Annotated in this window: 20 protein-coding genes and 1 pseudogene; 12 read left to right on the top strand and 9 right to left on the bottom strand. The window is 63.0% G+C overall.

The window, feature by feature from the left end; translation table 11 throughout:
* Window positions 1-74 precede the first annotated feature (74 nt).
* From eutC to exaC, 4 genes are all read right to left on the bottom strand, one after another.
* Window positions 75-899, bottom strand: coding sequence for an ethanolamine ammonia-lyase subunit EutC (eutC, locus tag M1B35_RS11470; RefSeq protein ID WP_268261973.1), 825 nt, complete (start codon window positions 897-899; stop codon window positions 75-77).
* 11 nt (window positions 900-910) lie between these two features.
* On the bottom strand, window positions 911-2,305 hold the full coding sequence (locus tag M1B35_RS11465) for an ethanolamine ammonia-lyase subunit EutB (protein ID WP_123334640.1): 1,395 nt from the start codon (window positions 2,303-2,305) through the stop codon (window positions 911-913).
* A gap of 136 nt (window positions 2,306-2,441) precedes the next feature.
* Window positions 2,442-3,722 (bottom strand): ethanolamine utilization protein EutH, encoded by a 1,281-nt coding sequence (gene eutH, locus M1B35_RS11460; RefSeq protein WP_123334642.1) that lies wholly within the window; start codon window positions 3,720-3,722, stop codon window positions 2,442-2,444.
* A gap of 180 nt (window positions 3,723-3,902) precedes the next feature.
* On the bottom strand, window positions 3,903-5,423 hold the full coding sequence (exaC, locus tag M1B35_RS11455) for an acetaldehyde dehydrogenase ExaC (RefSeq protein WP_123334644.1): 1,521 nt from the start codon (window positions 5,421-5,423) through the stop codon (window positions 3,903-3,905).
* A gap of 436 nt (window positions 5,424-5,859) precedes the next feature.
* On the opposite strand from exaC, the gene M1B35_RS11450 reads away from it, so the two are divergent.
* From M1B35_RS11450 to M1B35_RS11435, 4 genes and pseudogenes are all read left to right on the top strand, one after another.
* Window positions 5,860-7,785: a sigma-54-dependent Fis family transcriptional regulator gene (locus tag M1B35_RS11450; RefSeq protein ID WP_123334646.1), complete on the top strand. Its 1,926-nt coding sequence runs from the start codon at window positions 5,860-5,862 to the stop codon at window positions 7,783-7,785.
* A 139-nt stretch (window positions 7,786-7,924) separates the two neighbouring features.
* Window positions 7,925-9,274 carry a UDP-N-acetylmuramate:L-alanyl-gamma-D-glutamyl-meso-diaminopimelate ligase gene (mpl, locus tag M1B35_RS11445; RefSeq protein WP_268261972.1) on the top strand — a complete coding sequence of 450 codons (1,350 nt, stop codon included), beginning with the start codon at window positions 7,925-7,927 and terminating at the stop codon, window positions 9,272-9,274.
* Window positions 9,271-9,902, top strand: a pseudogene (gene ubiX, locus M1B35_RS11440) (flavin prenyltransferase UbiX). The gene mpl and the pseudogene ubiX overlap by 4 nt, the downstream one beginning before the upstream one ends.
* Window positions 9,895-10,182, top strand: coding sequence for a YceK/YidQ family lipoprotein (locus tag M1B35_RS11435; RefSeq protein WP_123334651.1), 288 nt, complete (start codon window positions 9,895-9,897; stop codon window positions 10,180-10,182). The pseudogene ubiX and the gene M1B35_RS11435 overlap by 8 nt, the downstream one beginning before the upstream one ends.
* Before the next feature lie 81 nt (window positions 10,183-10,263).
* Here the strand turns inward: M1B35_RS11435 and M1B35_RS11430 are convergent, their stop codons facing one another.
* From M1B35_RS11430 to M1B35_RS11420, 3 genes are all read right to left on the bottom strand, one after another.
* The gene (locus M1B35_RS11430; RefSeq protein WP_123334653.1) at window positions 10,264-10,905 is read right to left on the bottom strand and encodes an oxidoreductase; all 642 of its coding nucleotides are present in this window, start codon (window positions 10,903-10,905) and stop codon (window positions 10,264-10,266) included.
* Between the two features lie 29 nt (window positions 10,906-10,934).
* Window positions 10,935-12,653: a C13 family peptidase gene (locus tag M1B35_RS11425; protein ID WP_123334655.1), complete on the bottom strand. Its 1,719-nt coding sequence runs from the start codon at window positions 12,651-12,653 to the stop codon at window positions 10,935-10,937.
* 101 nt (window positions 12,654-12,754) lie between these two features.
* The gene (locus M1B35_RS11420) at window positions 12,755-13,210 is read right to left on the bottom strand and encodes a MaoC family dehydratase (protein ID WP_123334657.1); all 456 of its coding nucleotides are present in this window, start codon (window positions 13,208-13,210) and stop codon (window positions 12,755-12,757) included.
* A 180-nt stretch (window positions 13,211-13,390) separates the two neighbouring features.
* Between M1B35_RS11420 and M1B35_RS11415 the strand changes: the two genes are divergently transcribed.
* Genes M1B35_RS11415 through M1B35_RS11405 form a run of 3 tightly spaced genes read left to right on the top strand, consistent with a single transcriptional unit; the run spans window position 13,391 to window position 15,067 of the window.
* The gene (locus M1B35_RS11415; protein WP_123334659.1) at window positions 13,391-13,753 is read left to right on the top strand and encodes a CidA/LrgA family protein; all 363 of its coding nucleotides are present in this window, start codon (window positions 13,391-13,393) and stop codon (window positions 13,751-13,753) included.
* Entirely contained in the window at window positions 13,750-14,466 is a 717-nt protein-coding gene (locus M1B35_RS11410; protein ID WP_123334661.1) for an LrgB family protein, read from the top strand. Before M1B35_RS11415 ends, M1B35_RS11410 begins: the two co-directional genes overlap by 4 nt.
* Before the next feature lie 10 nt (window positions 14,467-14,476).
* Window positions 14,477-15,067: an LON peptidase substrate-binding domain-containing protein gene (locus tag M1B35_RS11405; RefSeq protein ID WP_268261971.1), complete on the top strand. Its 591-nt coding sequence runs from the start codon at window positions 14,477-14,479 to the stop codon at window positions 15,065-15,067.
* Between the two features lie 33 nt (window positions 15,068-15,100).
* Here M1B35_RS11405 and M1B35_RS11400 read toward each other — a convergent pair whose 3' ends face one another.
* Window positions 15,101-16,417, bottom strand: coding sequence for a bifunctional DedA family/phosphatase PAP2 family protein (locus M1B35_RS11400; RefSeq protein ID WP_268261970.1), 1,317 nt, complete (start codon window positions 16,415-16,417; stop codon window positions 15,101-15,103).
* A gap of 61 nt (window positions 16,418-16,478) precedes the next feature.
* A complete protein-coding gene (locus M1B35_RS11395) occupies window positions 16,479-17,165 on the bottom strand; it encodes a DNA-3-methyladenine glycosylase (protein WP_123334667.1) in 687 nt (228 codons plus the stop codon).
* A 175-nt stretch (window positions 17,166-17,340) separates the two neighbouring features.
* On the opposite strand from M1B35_RS11395, the gene M1B35_RS11390 reads away from it, so the two are divergent.
* From M1B35_RS11390 to mrdA, 5 genes are all read left to right on the top strand, one after another.
* A complete protein-coding gene (locus M1B35_RS11390; RefSeq protein WP_123334669.1) occupies window positions 17,341-18,606 on the top strand; it encodes a glutamate-5-semialdehyde dehydrogenase in 1,266 nt (421 codons plus the stop codon).
* Entirely contained in the window at window positions 18,606-19,250 is a 645-nt protein-coding gene (gene nadD / locus M1B35_RS11385; RefSeq protein WP_123334670.1) for a nicotinate-nucleotide adenylyltransferase, read from the top strand. The genes M1B35_RS11390 and nadD overlap by 1 nt, the downstream gene beginning before the upstream one ends.
* Window positions 19,251-19,320: 70 nt before the next feature.
* Window positions 19,321-19,815: a ribosome silencing factor gene (gene rsfS, locus M1B35_RS11380; RefSeq protein WP_123334672.1), complete on the top strand. Its 495-nt coding sequence runs from the start codon at window positions 19,321-19,323 to the stop codon at window positions 19,813-19,815.
* A gap of 9 nt (window positions 19,816-19,824) precedes the next feature.
* On the top strand, window positions 19,825-20,292 hold the full coding sequence (gene rlmH, locus M1B35_RS11375) for a 23S rRNA (pseudouridine(1915)-N(3))-methyltransferase RlmH (RefSeq protein WP_003444191.1): 468 nt from the start codon (window positions 19,825-19,827) through the stop codon (window positions 20,290-20,292).
* A gap of 12 nt (window positions 20,293-20,304) precedes the next feature.
* Window positions 20,305-22,200, top strand: coding sequence for a penicillin-binding protein 2 (mrdA, locus tag M1B35_RS11370; protein WP_268261969.1), 1,896 nt, complete (start codon window positions 20,305-20,307; stop codon window positions 22,198-22,200).
* Window positions 22,201-22,213 lie beyond the last annotated feature (13 nt).

The raw sequence follows: 22,213 nt of genomic DNA, 5'->3' as shown, positions 1-22,213 counted from the left end.
AACGGTTCATTACTCGGTGCAGCCGTGCTCGGATGCTGCCCAAAGCGCGTAAAAAGCGCAATCGTCTTGCAAAATCACCCGGGCGGCGGGCCCAGCAGGAAGTTGCCCGTGAGCGCTGCCGATGCATCGCTGTCCAGGGTCGGCACCTGGGCTTCGTCTTTCAGGTTGACCCCCGACAGTTGCCGTCGACAGGCCTCGCGCATCAGGTACAGCAGGCGATGGGCGGCCATGCCGTAGCTCAGGCCCTCCAGGCGTACGTTGGAAATACAGTTGCGGTACGCGTCGGTGAGGCCGACTTTCGGCTGGTAGGTGAAATACAGCCCCAGGCTGTCCGGCGAGCTGAGGCCCGGGCGTTCACCGATCAGAATCACCACCATCTTGGCCCCCAGCAATTCGCCGATTTCATCGGCCACCGCCACTCGGCCCTGTTCCACCAGGATCACCGGCGACAGCGACCAGCCTTCGGCGGCGGTCTGTTCTTCCAGGCGAGCGAGAAACGGCAAGGTGTGCCGATGCACGGCCAGCGCCGACAGGCCGTCCGCGACCACCACTGCCAGATCGACCCCGCCCGGATGGGCCGCGGCATGGTCGCGCAGGGTTTGTGCCGATTGATCGCTGAGTCGACGCCCCAGATCAGGGCGCTGCAAATAGGTGTGGCGATCCGTGGCGGCACTGTGCAGCAGCAGGCTGTCGCGGCCGCGCTCGGCCAATTGGCTGGCCAGTGCGCCATGTTCGAACGGCAAGTGCACGGCATCCCGGGCCTGGGCGTGGGCAAACTGGAAATCCAGTTGGGCCTGGGTTGGCAGGCTGGTGCCGGTGCGGCCCAGGGCAATGCGCGCCGGGGTCAGGCGGCGCAGTTCCAGCCACGGGTTCTGGCTGTCGGTAGGGTGCTTATCCATAAACCTGTTCCTTATCCCAGCTGTGCCAAGGCCTGGCGGAAGGCCGGCGGCAGGTTGTGGCCAAAATGTACCTTGCCGTCGGCTTGGGTAAAGATCCCGGTCTTGGCCAGCCACTGTTCGAACTCAGGTGCAGGTTTCAGGCCAAGGGTCTGCCGGGCGTAGAGCGCATCGTGGAAGGACGTGGTCTGGTAGTTGAGCATGATGTCGTCGGAGCCGGGGATGCCCATGATGAAGTTGATTCCGGCCACGCCCAGCAGGGTCAGCAGGGTGTCCATGTCGTCTTGGTCGGCTTCGGCGTGATTGGTGTAGCAGATGTCACAGCCCATGGGCACGCCCAGCAGTTTGCCGCAGAAGTGGTCTTCCAGGCCGGCACGGATGATCTGCTTGCCGTTGTACAGGTACTCGGGGCCGATAAAGCCGACCACGGTGTTCACCAAAAACGGCTTGAAGTGCCGGGCCACGGCATAGGCACGGGTTTCGCAGGTCTGCTGGTCGATGCCGTGGTGGGCGTTGGCCGACAGCGCGCTGCCTTGGCCGGTCTCGAAGTACATCAGGTTCTGCCCCAGGGTCCCGCGATTGAGGCTTAGGCCGGCGTCATAGCCTTCCTGCAAGACATTCAGGTTGATGCCGAAACTGGCGTTGGCCGCCTCGGTGCCGGCAATCGACTGGAACACCAGGTCCAGGGGCACCCCACGGTTGATGGCCTCGATGGAGGTGGTGACGTGGGTCAGCACGCAGGACTGGGTGGGGATTTCATAACGTTGGATGATCGCGTCGAGCATTTCCAGCAAGGCGCAGATCGAGGCAATGCTGTCGGTAGCCGGGTTGATGCCGATCATGGCGTCGCCGTTGCCGTACAGCAGGCCGTCGAGAATGCTCGCGGCGATGCCTGCCGGCTCGTCGGTAGGGTGGTTGGGTTGCAGGCGGGTGGAGAGGCGCCCGCGCAGGCCCAGGGTGCCGCGGAACTGGGTGACCACACGGATTTTCTGTGCCACCAGCACCAGGTCCTGGACGCGCATGATCTTCGACACCGCCGCGGCCATTTCCGGGGTCAGGCCCGGCGCCAGGGCCCGCAGGCTCTGCTCGTCGGCGGCGTCGCTGAGCAGCCAGTCGCGAAAGCCGCCGACGGTCAGGTGGCTGACGGTGGCGAAGGCCAGAGGGTCGTGGGTGTCGATGATCAGCCGGGTGACTTCGTCGGCTTCGTAGGGGATCAGCACCTCTTCAAGGAAGTGCTTCAAGGGAATGTCCGCCAGGGTCATTTGCGCGGCCACCCGCTCGCCGTCATTGAGGGCGGCGACCCCGGCCAGATAATCCCCGGAGCGTGCCGGACTGGCCTTGGCCATGACGTCCTTGAGGCCATCGAAGCGATAGGTCTGGGTGCCGACGCTGTGGGAAAAACTTGCCATCTCAGTCTCCGTTCCAACGATGAAAGTGCAATGCCGAAGGCTGCAATCAGGATGCCAGCCCTGTGGCTCGGGCGCTGGCGTCAGGAATCACCGGCAGAGGCTCTGGTTTTGCCATGAGCGCCTGCCGCTGTCGAGGTCAAACCGTGGCTTTCTGGCCGACGGGCAGTGGCGCATCGGCCGCTGGCGCGCCCAAGTATTCCCCTGCGGCGATGATCCCCGCTGCCCGGTCCTGGGCCTCCAGTTGCAGGGCCTTGGGCACCGACAGCCAGTAGGCCAGGCCGACGGCGATAAAGCCGGCGCTGAGCTTGCCAATCAGCACCGGCAGGATGATGGTCGGCTGGAAGTTGGCGGTGAACGACAGGTGATCGCCCAGCAAGAACGCCGCGCACACGCCGAAGGCGATGTTGATCACTTTGTCTTTGGGCGGCATGAAGCGCACCAGGCGGAACATGGCCAGGATATTGGCAATGGTGGCCAGCATGCCGGCGCTGCCGACGGCACTGAGGCCGATCTTGCCGCCGAGGTTTTCCAAAGGCGTGCCCAGGTATTTGCGCAGCAGGTAAACCATGGGGAAGGCCCCCGCCAGCATGATGCCGATGTAGCCGGCTGTTTCCAGGGCGCGGGTCTGGTCCTCGGCGTCGGCGATGATCGGGTGGAACCCCCAGCCGCCGAACACCAGGGAGAAGAACCCAGTGAAGTACTCGACGATGGAGAACACCAGCACCAGCTTGATCGCCGCGTCCATGCCACGGCCAAAGATGATGAAGCCCTTGATCATCATGTCCGGCAGAAAGCGCAGGCCCAGGGCCAGGGCGACGACGAAGATCACGATGGGCAGCAGGTTGGCGTAAATGTGGCTCAGGCCCAAGGCCAGCTGATAAGCCGCTTCGCCATTGGTGCTGACCAGGTCCCGTACCAACGGGTTGCTGAACGCCAGGATCACGCTGGCGATCAGTACGCCGATGGGGATGGTGAGGATGCCGGACATGATGCCCAAGGCCATGTATTTGTGGTCTCGTTTGTCGAGCATGGCCAAGCCCATGGGAATCGAGAACACGATGGTGGCGCCGCCCATGAAACCGGTGATCAGGGCCATGACCAGGGCTTCCTTGCTGGCGGCCAAGGCCGAGGCCAACTGATACCCGCCCATGTCCGAGGCGATGATCATGGTCGCCGCCAGGGCCGGGTCGGCGCCCAGGGCGTTGAAAAACGGGCCGAACACACTTTCGATGACCAAGGTCAGGTAGGGGATGGAGGCCATGATCCCCGCCGCGGGCACGAAGATATGCCCGGTGGCGTGGATGCCTTCCATGAATTCTTTGCCCAGGCCTTGCTCGCTGTCGTAGATGGCGGCAAAGGCGCCCAGTACGGCGCAGAGCATGATGAGGTAGAGCACGTAGTTGCCGATCTGATCCATTGCGATCTCCCTTCTTATTTTTTTAGCAAAGCCCTCGGGGCTTTGTGCACGACGGTGTGGCGAGTGGCTGATGTTTTGCCAGCAGGTGCCCGTCCGGCGGTCTCAAGGGCGCCGGGGAGCAGGGATGGGTGAGTGGTGCGGGGAAGGCTTCCCGGCGACCGAGGTCGCCGGGAGAGCAGATCAGAAGAAGCCCAGTGGATTGATGTCGTAGCTCACCAGCAGGTTTTTGGTCTGTTGGTAGTGGTCGAGCATCATTTTGTGGGTTTCACGGCCAACGCCGGATTTCTTGTAGCCGCCGAACGCGGCGTGTGCCGGGTACAGGTGGTAGCAGTTGGTCCACACACGCCCGGCCTTGATGGCGCGGCCCATGCGGTAGGCACGGTTGATGTCGCGGGTCCAGAGGCCGGCACCCAGGCCGAACTCAGTGTCGTTGGCAATGGCCAGGGCTTCGGCTTCGTCCTTGAAAGTGGTGATGCTCACCACCGGTCCAAAGATTTCTTCCTGGAACACCCGCATTTCGTTGGTGCCCTTGAGCAGGGTTGGCTGGATGTAATAGCCGGTGGCCAGGTCGCCGGTGAGTTTCTCCACCTTGCCGCCGGTCAGCAGCTGCGCGCCTTCACCTTTGGCGATTTCCAGGTAGGAGAGGATTTTGTCGAACTGCTGCTCGGACGCCTGGGCGCCGACCATGGTGTCGGTATCCAGCGGGTCGCCACGCTTGATCGACTCGACCTTCTTCATCACCACTTTCATGAAGTCATCGTAGATCGATTCTTCCACCAGTGCGCGGGATGGGCAGGTGCACACTTCGCCCTGGTTGAAGAACGCCAGCACCAGGCCTTCGGCGGCTTTCTCGATGAACTGCGGCTCGGCTTTCATGATGTCGGCGAAGAAGATGTTCGGCGACTTGCCGCCCAATTCCACGGTGGACGGAATGATGTTGTCGGCGGCGCATTTCATGATGTGCGAGCCCACCGGTGTGGAACCGGTAAACGCGATTTTGGCGATGCGCTTGCTGGTGGCCAGGGCTTCGCCCGCTTCCTTGCCGTAACCGTGAACCACGTTCAGTACGCCCGGTGGCAGCAGGTCGCCGATCAGCTCCATCAGCACGTTGATGCCCAGTGGCGTCTGCTCGGCCGGCTTGAGCACCACGCAGTTACCGGCGGCCAGGGCTGGCGCGAGTTTCCAGGCGGCCATCAACAGCGGGAAGTTCCACGGGATGATCTGGCCGACCACGCCCAATGGCTCGTGGAAGTGATAAGCGGCGGTGTGTTCGTTGATTTCGGCGCTGCTGCCTTCCTGGGCGCGGATGCAGCCAGCGAAGTAGCGGAAGTGGTCAGCAGCCAGGGGAATATCGGCGTTGAGGGTTTCGCGGACCGCTTTGCCGTTGTCCCAGGTTTCGGTGATGGCCAGCAGTTCGAGGTTCTGTTCGATGCGGTCGGCGATTTTCAGCAGCACCAGCGAGCGGTCCTGGGCCGAGGTCTTGCCCCAGGCGTCAGCGGCGGCGTGGGCGGCGTCCAGCGCCTTGTCGATGTCTTTGGCGGTGGAGCGCGGAAAGTCGGCGATCGGCTTGCCGTTGACCGGCGAGGTGTTGGTGAAATAGTTGCCATCGACCGGCGCTACAAATTCGCCGCCGATGTAATTGCCGTACTTGGCCTTGAACGAAACGATAGCGCCTTCAGTACCGGGGTGTGCGTAACGCATGGTGGGTAACTCCTGGCTTTTGTGCTTATTGGGGAGGACGCGCTGTTGCGCTTGAATAGCGTAGAGCAAAGGTCGGGCCAGTGCGTTGCGAGCCAGATGAATCAAGGGCTTAGCTGCGTTTCGGAGGACTCTGGAACGGCACCGCGTGACGGATGTGGTACGGCCAGGGTGACACTTTGTACCGCTTGTGGCGCAGTCTGTGACTTGCCGGTCGCGCCAGCATTGCAATACCGACGGCGCAGGAGGATGCTCGTTTCCACGGGATTGCTCGATACCGATTGGCCGCCGCTGCCTCAGGTGCTTTTCGGTCCGGTCCAGGTGCGGACCCAGCAGTCGTAAACCCCCGCAAACCTGGGCGTTGTCCAGGTTTGCAGTTGTGAGTGCCGACGCCTGACGCCGGCTCTGCAACCGGACCCTACGGGGAGAATAATAAGAAATGCACAGCAATCATCTGAGTCGCCACGCCCAGCAAGTGTTGACCGTGGCCCAGGGCAAAGCCCATTTACAGGGCCCGGGTCGCGACCCGTCCATTGCCCGTTCCTGGCTGCGTTGCCTGGAGGACTACCACCTCGATCCGGCCCAAGCCATGGCGCCTACGGTGCTGGAACACGGCCGTTTGCTGGAAAGCCGCGAGCGCTTGCAGGCGGTGCTGCAGATTGCCGGCAACGAAATGACCAGCCTGCACCAGCAGCTCTCAGGCGCCGGTCACGCCGTGCTGCTGACCGATGCCCGGGGCGTCATCCTCAACTGCATCACCGCACCCACCGAGCGCAAGATCTTCGAGCATGCCGGCCTGTGGCTGGGCGCCAACTGGAGTGAAGCTTGCGAAGGCACCAACGGCATCGGCACCTGCCTGGTGGAGCGCCAATCCCTGACCATTCACCAGGATGAACACTTCCGCGGTCGCCACACCGGCCTCACCTGTTCCGCCAGCCCGGTGTTCGATCCCCATGGCGAACTGCTGGCGGTGCTGGACGTGTCCTCGGCGCGCCAAGACGTTTCCCGGCAGAGCCAGTTCCACACCATGGCCCTGGTCAACCTCTCGGCGAAGATGATCGAGAGCTGTTATTTCCTGCGTTACTTCGACAACCAGTGGCTGCTGCGCTTCCATTTGCAGGCCGAGTCCGTGGGCCTGTTCAGCGAGGGGCTGCTGGCGTTTGACGGCGACGGGCGGGTTTGCGCGGTCAACCAGAGCGCGTTGAACCTGTTGGGCCATGGGCGTGGCGGTCTGTTGGGCAAACCGGTGGAGTCGCTGTTCGACTGCTCCCTCGACGAACTGCTGGGGCGGGCCAGCGTCAATGCCAGCGCCAGTTGGCCGCTGCGCACCCGGGATGGGCGTGCTTTGTTCGCCTTGTTGCGCGGTCAGCCGCGGGGTGTGCCGCGGGTGGCCGCACCCCAGGTTCAGGTCGTCGATCTGGCGCCAAGCCCGGCTCCGGGTGCCCTTTGCCTGGGGGATGCGGTGTTGCAGGAAGGGTTGCGCAAGGCCTTGCGGGTCTTCGAGCGGGACGTGCCGCTGTTGATCAATGGCGAGACCGGTTCCGGCAAGGAGGCGTTCGCCAAGGCTGTGCACCAGGGTAGCCAGCGTTCGGACAAAGCCTTTGTTGCCCTCAACTGTGCGGCGATTCCGGAAAGCCTGATCGAGAGCGAGTTGTTCGGTTATCGCGGCGGCAGTTTCACCGGGGCGCGCAAGGAAGGCATGCGCGGCAAACTGCAGCAGGCCGATGGCGGCACCCTGTTCCTGGATGAGATCGGCGATATGCCCCTGGCCTTGCAGACTCGCCTGTTGCGGGTTCTGGAGGATCGCCTGGTGGTGCCCATCGGCGGCGAGCCCCAGGCGGTGGACGTGCGGATTATCAGCGCGACCCACCGCGACCTGCTGGAGCGGGTGCGCGAGGGCAGTTTCCGTGAAGACTTGTATTACCGTCTCAATGGCTTGGAAATCGCCTTGCCGGCGTTGCGCGAGCGCACCGACAAATCCCAGTTGCTGGACTTTCTCCTGGCGCAAGAAGCGGGGGAACAGCGAGTGCAGCTTGACGATGCGGCGCGCCAGGCCCTGCTGGGGTTCGATTGGCCGGGCAATGTCCGGCAATTGCGCACGGTGCTGCGAACCCTGGCCGCCCTGTGCGATGACGGGCTGATCGTGCTGGAGGATGTGCCGCTGTCCATTCGCCAAGCGCGCCCGCCGCAGCCCGCTGCCGCACCGTCCGAGTACCCGCTGGACGATGCCGAGCGCCTGACGCTGCTCGCGACCCTGGAACAGCAGCGCTGGCACATGACCCACAGCGCCGAGCAGTTGGGTGTCAGCCGCAACACCCTGTATAGAAAGCTGCGCAAGCACGGGATCGCCCGCCAGTCGGTCTAGGCGGGCGGTACCATCGGCCTGATCCTGCCTGCGATCGTGGGCCGGCTCGCAGCGGCGGCTAATCGGCCTCCCGGTCAGCTAAAGAGTGCGATTTTCGGCCCTCTAGGCTAACCTGCCGCGATGTTTTACGAGGTCGACTATGCACATTCATATTCTGGGTATCTGCGGCACTTTCATGGGCTCGATGGCGGTTCTGGCCAAAGAGCTGGGCCATCACGTCACCGGTTCCGACGCCAACGTCTATCCGCCAATGAGCACGCAATTGCAGGCTCAGGGCATTGAGTTGACCCAGGGCTACGACCCGGCCCAGCTGGACCCGGCGCCGGATCTGGTGGTGATCGGCAACGCCATGTCCCGTGGTAACCCGGCGGTGGAATATGTGCTGAACAAAGGCCTGCCTTATGTTTCCGGCCCGCAATGGCTGGCGGACCATGTGCTGCAGGGGCGTTGGGTATTGGCCGTGGCCGGCACCCACGGCAAGACCACCACCAGCAGCATGCTGGCCTGGGTGCTGGAGCACGCGGGCATGAGCCCCGGCTTCCTGATCGGTGGCGTGCCGCAGAACTTTGCCGTGTCGGCCCGCCTGGGCGGCACGCCGTTCTTTGTGATCGAGGCCGATGAGTACGACAGCGCCTTCTTCGACAAGCGCTCGAAGTTCGTTCACTACCGCCCGCGCACCGCAATCCTGAACAACCTGGAGTTCGATCACGCCGACATCTTCCCGGATCTGGCGGCAATCGAACGGCAGTTCCATCACTTGGTGCGGACCATCCCCAGTGAAGGCCTGGTGATCCATCCAACCACCGAACCGGCCCTGCAGCGGGTGATCGAGATGGGGTGCTGGACGCCAGTGCAAACCACTGGCGCCGGCGGGCAGTGGCAGGTCAAGCTGCTGCGCGAAGACGGCTCTGAGTTTGAAGTGATGTTCGACGGTGTTGCCCAGGGCGTGGTGGAGTGGTCGTTGACCGGCCAGCACAACGTCGCCAACGCCCTGGCGTGCCTGGCCGCTGCCCGCCATGTGGGCGTGGTGCCGTCCATGGGCATTGCCGCGCTGAGTGCGTTCAAGAACGTGAAGCGGCGCATGGAAAAGGTGGCCGAGGTCAACGGCATCACCATCTATGACGACTTCGCTCACCACCCGACGGCCATTGCTACCACCCTGGATGGGCTGCGCAAACGCATTGGTGAAGCGCCGCTGATTGCGATCATCGAGCCGCGCTCCAACTCCATGAAGCTCGGTGCCCACCGCGATGGTTTGCCGGAGAGCGTCAGCCAGGCCGACCAGGTGATCTGGTACGCCCCCGCCAACCTCGGTTGGGACCTGGGCGCAACGGCGGCCTTGTGCTCGGTGCCGTCGATTGTCAGTGACTCCTTGGAAGGCATCATTGAGCGGGTCAAGAGCCAGGCCAAGCCCGGCACCCAAGTGGTGATCATGAGCAACGGTGGCTTCGGCGGCCTGCACGGCAAACTGGCTGAGGCCTTGAGATGAACAACGGTCCGGAACGCATCACCCTGGCCATGACCGGTGCTTCGGGCGCCCAGTACGGCCTGCGCTTGCTGGATTGCCTGGTGCGGGAAGACCGCGAGGTGCACTTTCTGATCTCCAAGGCTGCGCAGTTGGTGATGGCCACCGAGACGGATGTCTCGCTGCCGCCCAAGACCCAGATGATGCAGGCCTTCCTCACCGAGTACACCGGTGCGGCGGCGGGGCAGATTCGTGTCTACGGCAAGGAAGACTGGATGTCCCCGGTGGCGTCCGGCTCCGGTTCGCCGGCAGCGATGGTGGTGGTGCCGTGCTCCACGGGCACCTTGTCGGCCATTGCCACGGGGGCGTGCAACAACCTGATCGAACGCGCCGCCGACGTGACCTTGAAGGAGCGCCGCCAGTTGATCCTGGTGCCTCGCGAGCGCCGTACTCCAGTATTCACTTGGAGCACATGCTCAAGCTGTCGAACCTGGGGGTGACCATCCTGCCGGCGTCGCCGGGCTTCTATCACCAGCCGCAGACCATCGACGACCTGGTGGACTTTGTGGTGGCGCGGATTCTCAACCTGCTGAACATCCCTCAAGACATGCTGCCGCGCTGGGGCGAGCACCATTTGAGCAGCGATGAATAAGGGCCTGTTGCTGGCCTTGATCGCCCTGCAACTGGGCGGTTGTGCCACGGTGCGTACGCTCGATGCGGCGCAGCCGGGCGCGCCGGTGGTGTATTCGGGAACCCGTCTGGACCTCTACGCGATGCAGGGCGGTTGCTGCGCCATGGACAGGTTTGGTGCCGAAGCGCCGAGTTATCCGGGCCTAGATCTGCCGGCCAGCGCCTTGCTCGACACGCTGCTGTTGCCGCTGTCGGTCTTGACGGTCTTGGGGGTGGGGTTTCAGGCCACGGGCGGCCTATAACGGACGACTTTAATGCGCTACTCCGACAAACCGCCTCCTCGTAGGAGTCGGCTTGCCGGCGATAGCCTCAACTCACTTTCATCACTTGCCCAGTTTGCGCAGCTCATCCGACTCGATGACCCGCACGCCGTCTTGCTCTTCCAGGGCCAGGCGCCACATGGCCCGGGCCAGTTGGCAGGCTTCGATGCCGTGGTATTTACCGGGAATCAGGCGTGACAACGGGCCGGCCAATTGCTCACTCAGGCGTGGTTCGATCCGCTCGCCCAGCAGCAACGAAGGTCGGCAAATAGTCAGTTGTGGCCAGCCCTGGGCCTTCAGCGCCTGCTCCATTTCACCTTTGACGCGGTTATAGAAAATCGACGACTTGGCATCAGCGCCCAAGGCGCTGATCACGATCAGGTGCCGTGCGCCCATTTCCCGTGCGCGTTTGCCGAAGGCTACTACCATGTCCAGGTCCACGGCGCGGAACGCCGCTTCCGAACCCGCCAGCTTGATGGTGGTGCCCAGGCAGCAGAAGGCGATGTCCACCCGGCCGCTGAGTTGTGGCAGAAAGACGGCGGGGTCGCCGACCGGGTTTTCCAGGTGCGGATGTTCGGCCAGTGGGCGCCTGCTGGGTGCCAGGACGCGGGTGACGGTGGGTTCGTTGAGCAGGCGGTCGAGCAAGTGCTCACCGGTGAGGCCGGAGGCCCCCGCGAGCAGAATGTGCTGAGGCGTCAAGTACATGATGAGTTCCCCCTTGATACAGTTTCAGCTTAGTTGCTCTTCGCTTCCGTGCTGCCTATAGAGACACTTTGTAGTGCCTTTCGTGCTTGCTGTTTGCGTAACTGTTGCCAATGGGCGATCACGCCTTTTGGGGCCCAGATTTGTGGTTCGGAGGCTTCGAAGTTGTCGGCCTGTTCACGTTCGGCGACGGTGGCCCGGGCCAGCTTGAAGGCTTGCTCCAGGTCGTCGGTCTGGTTCAGCGCCTGGGCGAACAGGGCGTCGCCGAAGTAGGTGAAGTCCGCCTCCTCGGAGCAGCCGAAGGACACTCGATCGGCCTTGGAGGCGGTCATGACCAGGGTTCGTTCGTCCTTCAGCGCGGGGATGAAACCGCCGGAATAGCAGGCAGAAATCACCACGATCTTGTCGCGGTTCTTCAGCGGGGCGAGGGCGGTGGCCAGCTCGTCCGCCGGCAGGTCGGCCAGCTCCAGGCGCGGCTGGTCGAGCACCAGTTCATGGGCGCTGGTGCCGTGGCTGGTCAGGTAGATGAACACCAGGTCTTCCGGGCCGCTGCGTTCTGCCAGGGCCTGGGCCGCACGGTGTAGGTTTTCTCGGGTGGCCATGGGCCGGTCGGCCAGGTGGTCGCGATGGTTCACCAGGCGCACCTGGCCGTAGGCGCCGAAGCGTGAGGCCAGCATGTTGCTGACGTAGTCGGCCTCACGCAGGAACACGCTTTGTTTGCCGTCACCGGCCAGGGTCAGGCTGTAGAGTTCGATGGCCGGGGTAGATGCGGGCAGGCCAGTGAGGGCCTGGTCCAGCAGGCGGCCCTGGGCCAGTAAACCGAGCTCCAGCGGGTCGGGCAGCAGCTTGCCGTCGGCGTCGCGGACCCGCAGTCCGTTGATCCAGTCACCGCTTTGCACCGAGCCGTCGCGCAGCACCAGCACGCCGTGGCCCTGATAGTTATCGCTGTCGAAGCCGCCGATGTAGAAGCTGCCGTCGGTGAGGTTCAGGCGTCCCTGGCCGCTGAAGCGCCAGTCGCTGAATTGGCCCACGTAGTGGCTGCCGTCGACACCGATCAGTTCGCCGCGACCGCTGAGGGCACCTTCCTTGAACTGCCCGATCCAGACGTCGCCGTCGGCGTTTTCATAACGGCCTTTGCCATTGAGCTGGTTTTGTTTGAATCCGCCGACGTAGATGTCGCCTTCGGCGCTGTTGAAGGTGCCGGGGCCCTCCAACTGGCCGTTGACGAAACGGCCGCTGAACTGGTTGCCGCTGGCGTCGCTGCGTTGGCCCTCGCCGTTGGGTTTGCCCCGGGTGAACTGACCCTGGTATTGGCTGCCGTCTTCCAGTTCGAGGCGCCCGAGGCCCGAATACAGGTCGGCCTTGAACTCGCCGCGATAGGTCATGCCGCCTTCTTTGAGGGTGCCTTCGCCGTCACGCCGGCCCAGCTTGAAACCGCCGCTGTAGCTGCTGTCCTTGGTGGTCAGGCTGCCCTGGCCGTGAAACAGGCCCTGTTGGAACTGGCCGCGATAGACCTCGCCGTTGCTGCCGTGCCATTCGCCCTGGCCATGCCATTGACCGTTTTCGAACTGGCCGGCGTACCAACTGCCATTGGGGTAGTCGATGCGTCCCTGGCCCTGGAGCAACCCGTTGACCAACTCGCCGCGATAGCGCCCGCCGTCCGGCAGCCGAGCATCGGGCGGCAGGAGGGATTCGCCATCGCCGCAAGCGGCAAGCAACAGGGTCAGCGTCAGGGGTACAAGTGAGCGCATAGGGGGATCCGGGTAATTAGGGGACCGAGTATGCCGCAGGCTTGTGACTTATATATAGAGAGGCGGTGCGAAACAGCGCGGGCTGTTCGCACCCAGGGGCTTCAGACAAAGCAGAGGGACAGGGGCTCGGCGATATAGGCGGGCTTTTCCTGGCCTTCGATTTCCAGGGTGGCGGTGGCCTTGAGCAGCCACTGGCCGGGTTTCTTTTCCAGGACTTCGGTCAGTTCGACCTTGAGCCGTACCTTGGAGTCGACTTTCACAGGCTGGATGAAGCGCACGCTGTCCAGGCCGTAGTTGACCACCATCTTCAGGTTTTCCGGCAGGACGAGGATGTCTTCCATCAATTTCGGAATCAGTGACAGCGAGAGGAAACCGTGGGCAATGGTGCTGCCAAATGGGGTTTGCGCGGCCTTGACCGGGTCCACGTGGATGAACTGAAAGTCCCCCGTGGCTTCGGCAAACAGGTTGATACGCTCCTGATCGATGGTGAGCCATTCGGAACGTCCAAGTTCCTTCCCGACATAATCTTTGAGCTCTGCAACAGGAACATAGGGCATTGAGACTCTCCTTGGTTCATCGGCTTTTGTAGTGTTCAAGCGGCGTGGGCCTGAGCCCCAGACATCCACTTTAGATCAACATGGCCATTGGGTCGGGTCAACCCTCCATGCTTTTGGCGAATGCCGGTGCATAGCGGGCGCGTGCTTATAATGCGCGACGGTTTTTGCGAGGGACGCGGGATGTTGTTACGAGGTCTGACATGGCTGGTGCTCTTTCAATTGCTTGGCACGGCGCTCAATCACCTGATAGTGCCGGTGCTGCCGGGGCCGATCATCGGCCTTCTGCTATTGCTGGTGTACCTGGTGGTCCGCGGTGAAGTGGGAGAGCCGCTGAACCAAGCGGCCAGCAGCTTGCTGCGTTACCTGCCATTGCTGCTGGTGCCGCCGGCAGTGGGGGTGATGGTCTATGCCCGGGACATTGCCGCGGACTTCTGGGCAATCACTGGGGCGCTGGTGTTGTCCCTGGTGATCTCCATGGGGTTTGTCGGGGTGCTGATGCAGAAACTGGTCAAACGCCAGGTGCACAAGGAGGGCGAGCAATGACCCTCGACTGGCAAGGCGCCTGGGCTGCAGTGATTCATCACCCGCTGTTTGGCATCGGCATCACCTTGGGTGCCTATCAACTGGTGCTGGCGGCGTTCGAGAAAACCCGCTGGATCTTCCTGCAGCCGGTGCTGGTGTCCATGTTGCTGGTGATTGGCGTGTTGCTCGGCTGCGGCCTGACGTACGCCGAGTACCGCAAGAGCACCGAGATTCTGAGCATTCTCCTGGGGCCGGCCACGGTGGCCCTGGCGGTGCCGCTGTACCTCAATCTGCGACGGATTCGCCAGTTGTTCTGGCCAGTTTTTACTACGCTGGTGGTGGGTGGGGTGGTGGCCACCGGGTTGGGTGTGCTGCTGGGCTGGTGGTTCGGTGCCGAGCACATGATTTTGATGACCATGGCGCCCAAGTCGGTCACTTCGCCCATTGCCATGCTGGTGGCTGAGCAGATCGGCGGCGTGGCGGCGCTGGCGGCGGTGTTTGTGCTGATCACCGGGGTGGTGGGGGCGATTGTCGGCCCAGCGTTGCTCAATCGCCTGGGCGTCCATAGTCCGGAGGCGCGGGGCATGGCCCTGGGCATGACGGCGCACGCGGTGGGCACCTCGGTGGCCCTGCAGGAAAGTGACGAGTGCGGCGCCTTCGCGGCGCTGGCCATGAGTTTGATGGGGGTGGCCACGGCAGTGTTGCTGCCGTTGGCGGTGTCATTGGTGGTTTAAGGATGTGTGTATGAGCCTGGCGCTTTTCCCGTTGAACACGGTGCTGTTTCCCGACTGCATCCTCGATTTGCAGATCTTCGAGGCGCGCTACCTGGACATGATCGGCCGCTGCATGAAGCAGGGCGACGGCTTTGGCGTGGTCTGCATCCTGGAAGGGCAGGAAGTCGGCCTGGCCCCCGAGGGCCATGCGCTGATTGGTTGTGAAGCGCGGATCACCGATTTTCACCAGCAGGGCAACGGGCTGCTGGGGATTCGGGTCAAGGGCGGGCGGCGTTTTCGGGTGCTGAGCAGTGAGGTGCAGAAAGACCAACTGATCCTGGCCCAGGTGCAGTGGCTGGATGAGGTGCCGGAGCGTGCGCTGCTGGATGAAGACGCCGACCTGATCGCGTTGCTCAAGGCCTTGGCCGAACACCCGATGGTCGAAGCCCTGAACATGGGCGGTGAGGCCAGCGGCCAGCAATCATTGGCCAATCAGTTGGCCTATCTGTTGCCTTTTTCGGAACTGGACAAGATCGACCTGTTGCAACTGGACGATCCCCAGCAACGCCTGGATGCGATTCAGGCATTGCTGGATCAGTTACAGGGCGAATTGTTCACCTGAGTGGCCCGCCGTTATCTGCGGTGTCCACGGCCCTCAATAGGCATAGCGCATCAGGGCGTGGGGTAAATGGCGCATCGACATGAATCCGCACAGGGCAATCATCGCCGGCAATACCAGCCACCAGGCTTTGGCCGGCATGGGCGCCAAGGGGGCTTGGCGCTGGATCAGGCTCAGGCTGGCGGCACAGATACAGGCGGCGAGCATGGTGCCCGCCAGAATGTCGCTGGGCCAGTGGGCGCCGAGGTAGACCCGCGAGAGGGCGATCGACGCCGCCGGCAGGCAGCCCAGCAGCAGCCAGGTCAGGCGCATGCGCGGCGGCTGGCCGCGCCCGGCCAGTACCGCCAAGGTTAGAAACAGAGCGAAGGCGCCGGAAGAGTGGCCGCTGGGCATGCTGTAGGTGGTCAATGGTTCGGTCAGGACTTCAGGGCGCACCCGAGCGAAGAACCATTTGCTGCCGGTGTTGGCCAGGGCGGTGAGCAGCAGGGTGGCGCCGGCGAAGAGCGCCTGGCGCCATTGCCGGGTGGCCAGCAAGAGCAGGATCAGGGCGGCACTGATGATCAGCATGGCGTGGAATTCACCGACCTGTGTCAGCAGCACCATGATCCGGTCCAGTGGCTCGCTGCGGTGTTCTTGCACCAGGGCGATCAGGCCCTGGTCGAACTGGCTGAGGTAGGGATAGCCGATAAACAGCCCCAGCAGAATCAACAGGCTCAGGCCGGCGATCATTAAGGTGGCCAGGCGATGGCGGCGCAGGGTGCCGGCGATGCCCAGTCCCAGCAAGACGGCCAGACTCGCGGCCACGACCGCCGCCTGAGGCCAGAAGCCTTCCGGCAAGGGCAGGCGAATCGCCGCCCCGGTGGCCCAGCCGGGCAGCAGGTAGGCCACCGACCAGCCCGTTGCGGCCAGGGCGCTGACCGCCAAGAAACGCATAAAAGGCATGTCGAACATGCCGGCGACCATGGGCAGCATGGGGCGCAGCGGGCCGATAAAGCGCCCCACCAGCAGGCTGGCGATGCCGTAACGCTGGAAATAAGCCTCGGCACCGCTGATCCATTCTGGGTGATGGCGCAAGCCGGGCAGTCGCCGGATGCCCTGGTGGAAGCGTCGTCCCAGCAGGTACGACACCAGATCCCCCAGCAGCCCGCCGAGCAGCCCGAGCAACAAGGTTTCCCCTAGGGGCAGGGCGCCGTTGCCAGCCAATACGGCGATGGCGAACAGCAGCACCGTACCGGGCACGATCAGCCCGGCAATCGCCAGGCATTCGATGCAGGCCACTATGAATACTGCAGCGGCCAGCCACTGCGGGTTCGCCGTCAACCAGCCGGTCAGGCCATCGAGCCATGGGCCCATAAATTCAACTCCATTGTTCTGAATACGTGGTTCTAAACGTGGGGCGGATGCCTGGGGGCGCTCAATCGATCAGGTAGTAATCGCGTCCTTCGACCTGGCCCCTGCGCAGAGGGTTCCGCGTGCAGTACGGGGCGTAGGCGGCGTCGACGAAGCGATACATCAGGTGTTCGTCGCGTCCCTTGGGAATCCCCAGGCGCGTGGTCTGGATGATCGTGCCGATCGGTTCACCGATGTCTTCGACCCAGAGCGCTTCGTGGTCGAAACGCTTGGCATCCCAGGCCGGAACCTTGAGCCCCAGGGCTTTGCACAGCAGGGTTTGCCCGGCGCATAGCTTGTGTTCGGGGCGCGGCTGGCCGCGGGCGTCCGGGTTGTTCGAGAGCATGTACGTCAGGCTGGCGGGGCCGGAAAAGGCGTCGACCCAGGGGTAGCCCGACTTGATCAGGACCGCATTGCCCGGGCCTTGGGCGCTGAAGTTCAGGGAGTCGCCACCGCGGGCGTAATACATATAGATGTGGCCGCCATCCAGAAACAAAGCCTTACGTTTTTCTGTGTAGCCGAGGGAAGCGTGGCTGCCTTTTTCCTCGCAGTAATAGGCTTCGGTCTCGATAATGCGCGCCGCCAGCCATAGATCGCCGACCTTGTGGCGGATGATCTTGCCGAGCAGTTCCCGGGCCACGCGCTGAGCATCACGGTCGAAAAAGCAGTCAGGCAGGGCTGTGGGCCGTTTCGCGGTGGTCAGATTGGGCATGGTGGTGAAGGGTTGTGGCGGAAATGGGGCGGAATCATAGCAACTCCAGGCTTAAACCACCCTTAACGCTCGGTATTTGCACTCCATTTCGACCATCCGCCTGTGACCGCTGTCCGTGGACGGGCGCGACAGCTATAATCAGCAGCTTTCCTCTTTGCCAAGACCACACCAGACCATGACTGAGTCCGTTCTTGACTACATGACCCGTTTGGGTCGCGCTGCCCGCGAAGCTTCCCGGGTGATCGCCCGTGCCACCACCGTGCAGAAAAACCGCGCGCTGCTGGCTGCTGCCGATGCATTGGACGCCGCTCGACCCGAGCTGACGGCGGCCAATGAGCTGGACCTGGCCAACGGCCGGGCCAATGGTCTGGAACCCGCTTTGCTGGATCGCCTGGCGCTGACCCCGGCGCGTATCGACGACATGATCGAGGGCCTGCGTCAGGTGGCGAAGCTGCCTGACCCCATCGGTGAAATCCGCGACATGCGTTATCTGCCTTCGGGTATCCAGGTGGGCAAGATGCGCGTGCCCCTGGGGGTGATCGGCATCATCTACGAGTCCCGTCCGAACGTGACCATCGATGCGGCCAGCCTGTGCCTGAAGTCGGGCAATGCCACCATCCTGCGTGGCGGTTCCGAGGCGATCAATTCCAACCGCGCCATTGCCCTGTGCATCCAGCAGGGCCTGGCCGTGGCCGACCTGCCGGCCGAGGTGGTGCAAGTGGTGGAAACCACTGACCGCGCCGCTGTCGGTGCACTGATCACCATGCCGGAGTTCGTCGACGTCATCGTGCCTCGTGGCGGCAAAAGCCTGATCGAGCGCGTCAGCCGCGACGCCAAGGTACCGGTGATCAAGCACCTGGATGGCGTCTGCCACGTATTTATCGACGTTGCGGCGGACTTGGACAAGGCGATTCGTATCGCCGACAACGCCAAGACCCACCGTTACGCCCCCTGCAACACCATGGAGACCCTGCTGGTTCACGCCAGCATCGCCGAGCGTGTACTGCCGCCATTGGCCGCGATTTATCGCGACAAGGGCGTGGAGTTGCGCGGCTGCCCGCAAACCCGCGCCATCCTCGGTGTTGGCGTGCTGGAGGCCACGGAAGAGGACTGGCGCACCGAGTACACGGCGCCGATCCTGTCGATCCGTGTGCTGGACAGCCTCGATCAGGCGATCGAGCACATCAACACCTATGGTTCCCACCATACGGACGCCATCGTCACTGAAAACTTCAGTGATGCCCGGCGCTTCCTCAATGAAGTGGATTCCAGTTCGGTCATGGTCAATGCCTCGACCCGTTTTGCCGATGGCTTCGAATACGGCCTGGGCGCGGAAATCGGCATTTCCACCGACAAGTTGCATGCCCGTGGCCCGGTAGGCCTGGAAGGGCTGACCAGCGAGAAGTACGTGGTCTTCGGCGACGGTCACGTGCGCACTTGATGGGCAAACGCATCGGTCTGCTGGGCGGTACTTTCGATCCTGTGCACATCGGCCACTTGCGCGGTGCGCTGGAAGTCGCCGAATCCATGAATCTCGATGAGCTGCGCCTGGCACCCAGTGCCAGGCCGCCTCATCGGGATATGCCGCAGGTGTCGGCGCTGGATCGCCTGGCGATGGTCGAATGTGCGGTGGCGGGTGTGGCCCCTCTGGTGGTGGATGCCCGTGAGCTGCAGCGGGACAAGCCGTCCTACACGATCGACACCCTGGAACTGATGCGGGCCGAACTGGCCGCGGATGACCAGTTGTTCTTGTTACTGGGCTGGGACGCATTTTGCGGCCTGCCCACCTGGCATCGCTGGGAAGAGTTGCTCCAGCATTGCCACATCCTGGTGCTGCAACGCCCGGATGCCGATAGCGAACCGCCGGATGCCTTGCGCAACCTGCTGGCGGCGCGCTCGGAGAGTGATCCATTGGCCCTCAAGGGGCCGAGCGGACAGATTGCATTCGTCTGGCAGACCCCGCTTGCGGTGTCCGCCACCCAGATCCGTCAACTGCTGGCCAGCGGTAAGTCGGTACGTTTCCTGGTGCCTGACGCGGTCCTGGCCTACATCGATGCGCACGGACTTTACCGTGCGTCGAACTGAAAAGGCGCGCTTGAAAGCACGAATAGTCGTGTATTGAAGCGCCCGAACATACGAGCAAAACGAGTTTTATATGACGAACAACGACGTAAGCAAAGTTAAGCGTAAAGGCACGTTCAAGAGTGCCCCGCTGCCGGAAAAAGTCATCAGTGGCGAGCCCCTGAAGGGTGAAGCGCTGGTCAAGGTTGCTGTAGCCGCCCTGGAAGACGTCAAAGCTCAGGACGTGCTGGTGATTGATGTCCGTGAAAAGCAAAGCATCACTGATTACATGATCATCGCCACCGGTACCTCCAACCGCCAGATCGGCGCGATGCTGGACAAGGTCCGCGAAGCCGTGAAGGCCCTGGGCGTGAAGCCGTTGGGTGAAGAAGGCAAGGGCGACAGCGACTGGGTGCTGTTGGACATGGACGACGTGATCGTCCACATGATGACCTCCAACGCCCGTCAGTTCTACGACCTGGAGCGCCTTTGGGAAGGTGCCGAGCAGAGCCGTGCCGCTGATGGCAAACACCACAGCCCTGAGGTCGGTCACGAGCATTTCAACAAGCTCAACAAAGACCAGGAATAAGGAACGGCTGTGCGCCTGCGCCTGATTGCTGTCGGTTCGCGCATGCCCAAGTGGGTGGAAGAGGGTTGGCATGAATATGCCAAGCGTCTGCCATCCGAACTGGCGTTGGAACTGGTGGAAATACCGCTCAATACCCGTGGCAAGAATGCCGACGTGGCGCGTTTCATCCGCCAGGAAGGCGAAGCCATGCTGGCCAAGGTCGGGCCCGGCGAGCGCATCGTGACCCTTGAGGTTCACGGCAAGCCCTGGAGCACTGAGCAGTTGGCGGTGGAACTGGATCGCTGGCGCCTGGATTCGCGCACGGTGAACTTCATGGTCGGTGGCCCGGAAGGGCTGGCGCCGGAAGTCTGTGCCCGGGCCGATCAGCGCTGGTCGCTGTCGCCGCTGACCCTGCCCCACCCGCTGGTGCGGATCCTGATCGGTGAACAGCTGTATCGCGCCTGGACAGTTCTGTCCGGGCACCCTTACCACAAGTAGCCCGCGCCCCTAATGTCTCAGCCGATCCGCATCAAGGACCACGAAAAAGACGCCCGTCTGGTGCGTGGCCGCGTCGTGTTCGGCGCCATTGCGGTGGTGTGCCTGATTGGGGTGCTGATCGCGCGCCTGTATTACCTGCAGGTGATCCAGTACGAGTACCACTCGACGCTGTCGGAGAACAATCGGGTGCACGTGCAGCCGATTCCGCCGACCCGTGGCCTGATCTTCGACCGTAATGGTGTGGTGATTGCGGACAACCGGCCGAGCTTCAGCCTGAGCATGACCCGAGAGCGTTCCGGCGACTGGCAGCAGGTACTCGACGTGATTGTCGAGGTGCTGGAGCTGACGCCGGAAGACCGCGTGCTGTTCGAGAAGCGCATGAAACAGGGGCGCCGGCCGTTCGAACCGGTGCCGATCCTGTTCGAGCTGACCGAGGAGCAGATCGCCCGCATTGCGGTGAATCAGTTCCGTCTGCCCGGTGTCGAGGTGGTGGCGCAGTTGGTGCGGCATTACCCCCAGGGTGCGCACTTTGCTCACTCGGTGGGTTACATGGGGCGGATCAACGAGAAAGAGCTGAAGACCCTCGATCCCGTCAATTACAGCGGCACCCACCACATCGGCAAGACCGGCATCGAGCGTTTCTACGAGCCGGAACTGCACGGGCAGGTGGGTTACGAGGAAGTCGAGACCAACGCCCGTGGCCGGGTACTGCGGGTGCTCAAGCGCACCGATCCGATTCCCGGCAAGGACATTGTCCTGAGCTTGGACATCAAGCTGCAGGAAGCGGCCGAACTGGCCCTGGGTGGGCGGCGTGGCGCGGTGGTGGCACTGGACCCGAGCACCGGTGAAGTGCTGGCGATGGTCAGCCAGCCGAGTTTCGACCCCAACCTGTTCGTCACCGGCATCAGCTTCAAGGCGTATGCCGAACTGCGCGACTCCATCGACCGGCCGCTGTTCAACCGCGTGCTGCGCGGTCTGTATCCGCCAGGTTCGACCATCAAGCCGGCGGTGGCGATTGCCGGCCTGGATGCCGGGGTGGTCACGGCGTCGACGCGGGTGTACGACCCGGGCTACTACCAATTGCCCAATTACGACCATAAGTACCGGAACTGGAACCGCACCGGTGACGGCTATGTCGATCTGGACACCGCGATCATGCGCTCCAACGATACCTATTTTTATGACCTGGCCCACAAGCTGGGGATTGATCGCCTGTCGGCCTACATGAACAAGTTCGGCATCGGCCAGAAGGTTTCCCTGGATATGTTCGAAGAGTCCCCGGGGCTGATGCCGTCCCGGGAGTGGAAGCGTGCCACCCGGCGTCAGGCCTGGTTCCCGGGGGAGACGCTGATTCTCGGGATCGGCCAGGGCTACATGCAATCCACGCCGCTGCAACTGGCCCAGGCCACGGCCCTGGTGGCCAATAAAGGCAAATGGAACCGCCCGCACCTGGCCAAGACCATCGAAGGCGAGAAGCCGGTGGACCACAACCCGATTGCCGACATCATCCTGCGTGATCCGTCGGACTGGACGAAGGTCAATCATGGCATGCAGCAGGTGATGCACGGTGCCCGCGGTACCGCGCGCAAAGCGTCGATCGGTGCCCAGTACCGCATCGCCGGCAAAAGCGGTACCGCTCAGGTGGTCGCGATCAAGCAGGGCGAGAAGTACGACCGCTCCAAGGTCCAGGAACGCCACCGCGACCACGCCCTGTTCGTCGGCTTCGCCCCGGCGGATAACCCGAAAATCGTGGTCTCGGTGATGGTCGAGAACGGTGAGTCGGGTTCCGGTGTGGCGGCTCCGGTGGTTCGTCAGGTCATGGATGCCTGGCTGCTCGGCCAGGACGGCCTGATCAAACCCGAGTTCGGCAGCCCTATCAGCGCGGAGGCTACGGCCCGTGAAGAGTAATTTCGATCGCATC

This window comes from Pseudomonas morbosilactucae (assembly GCF_023241665.1).
GTDB classification, from domain to species: domain Bacteria; phylum Pseudomonadota; class Gammaproteobacteria; order Pseudomonadales; family Pseudomonadaceae; genus Aquipseudomonas; species Aquipseudomonas morbosilactucae.
The sequence above is the reverse complement of the archived record's forward strand: the minus strand, read 5'-3'. Positions and strand labels throughout refer to the sequence as shown.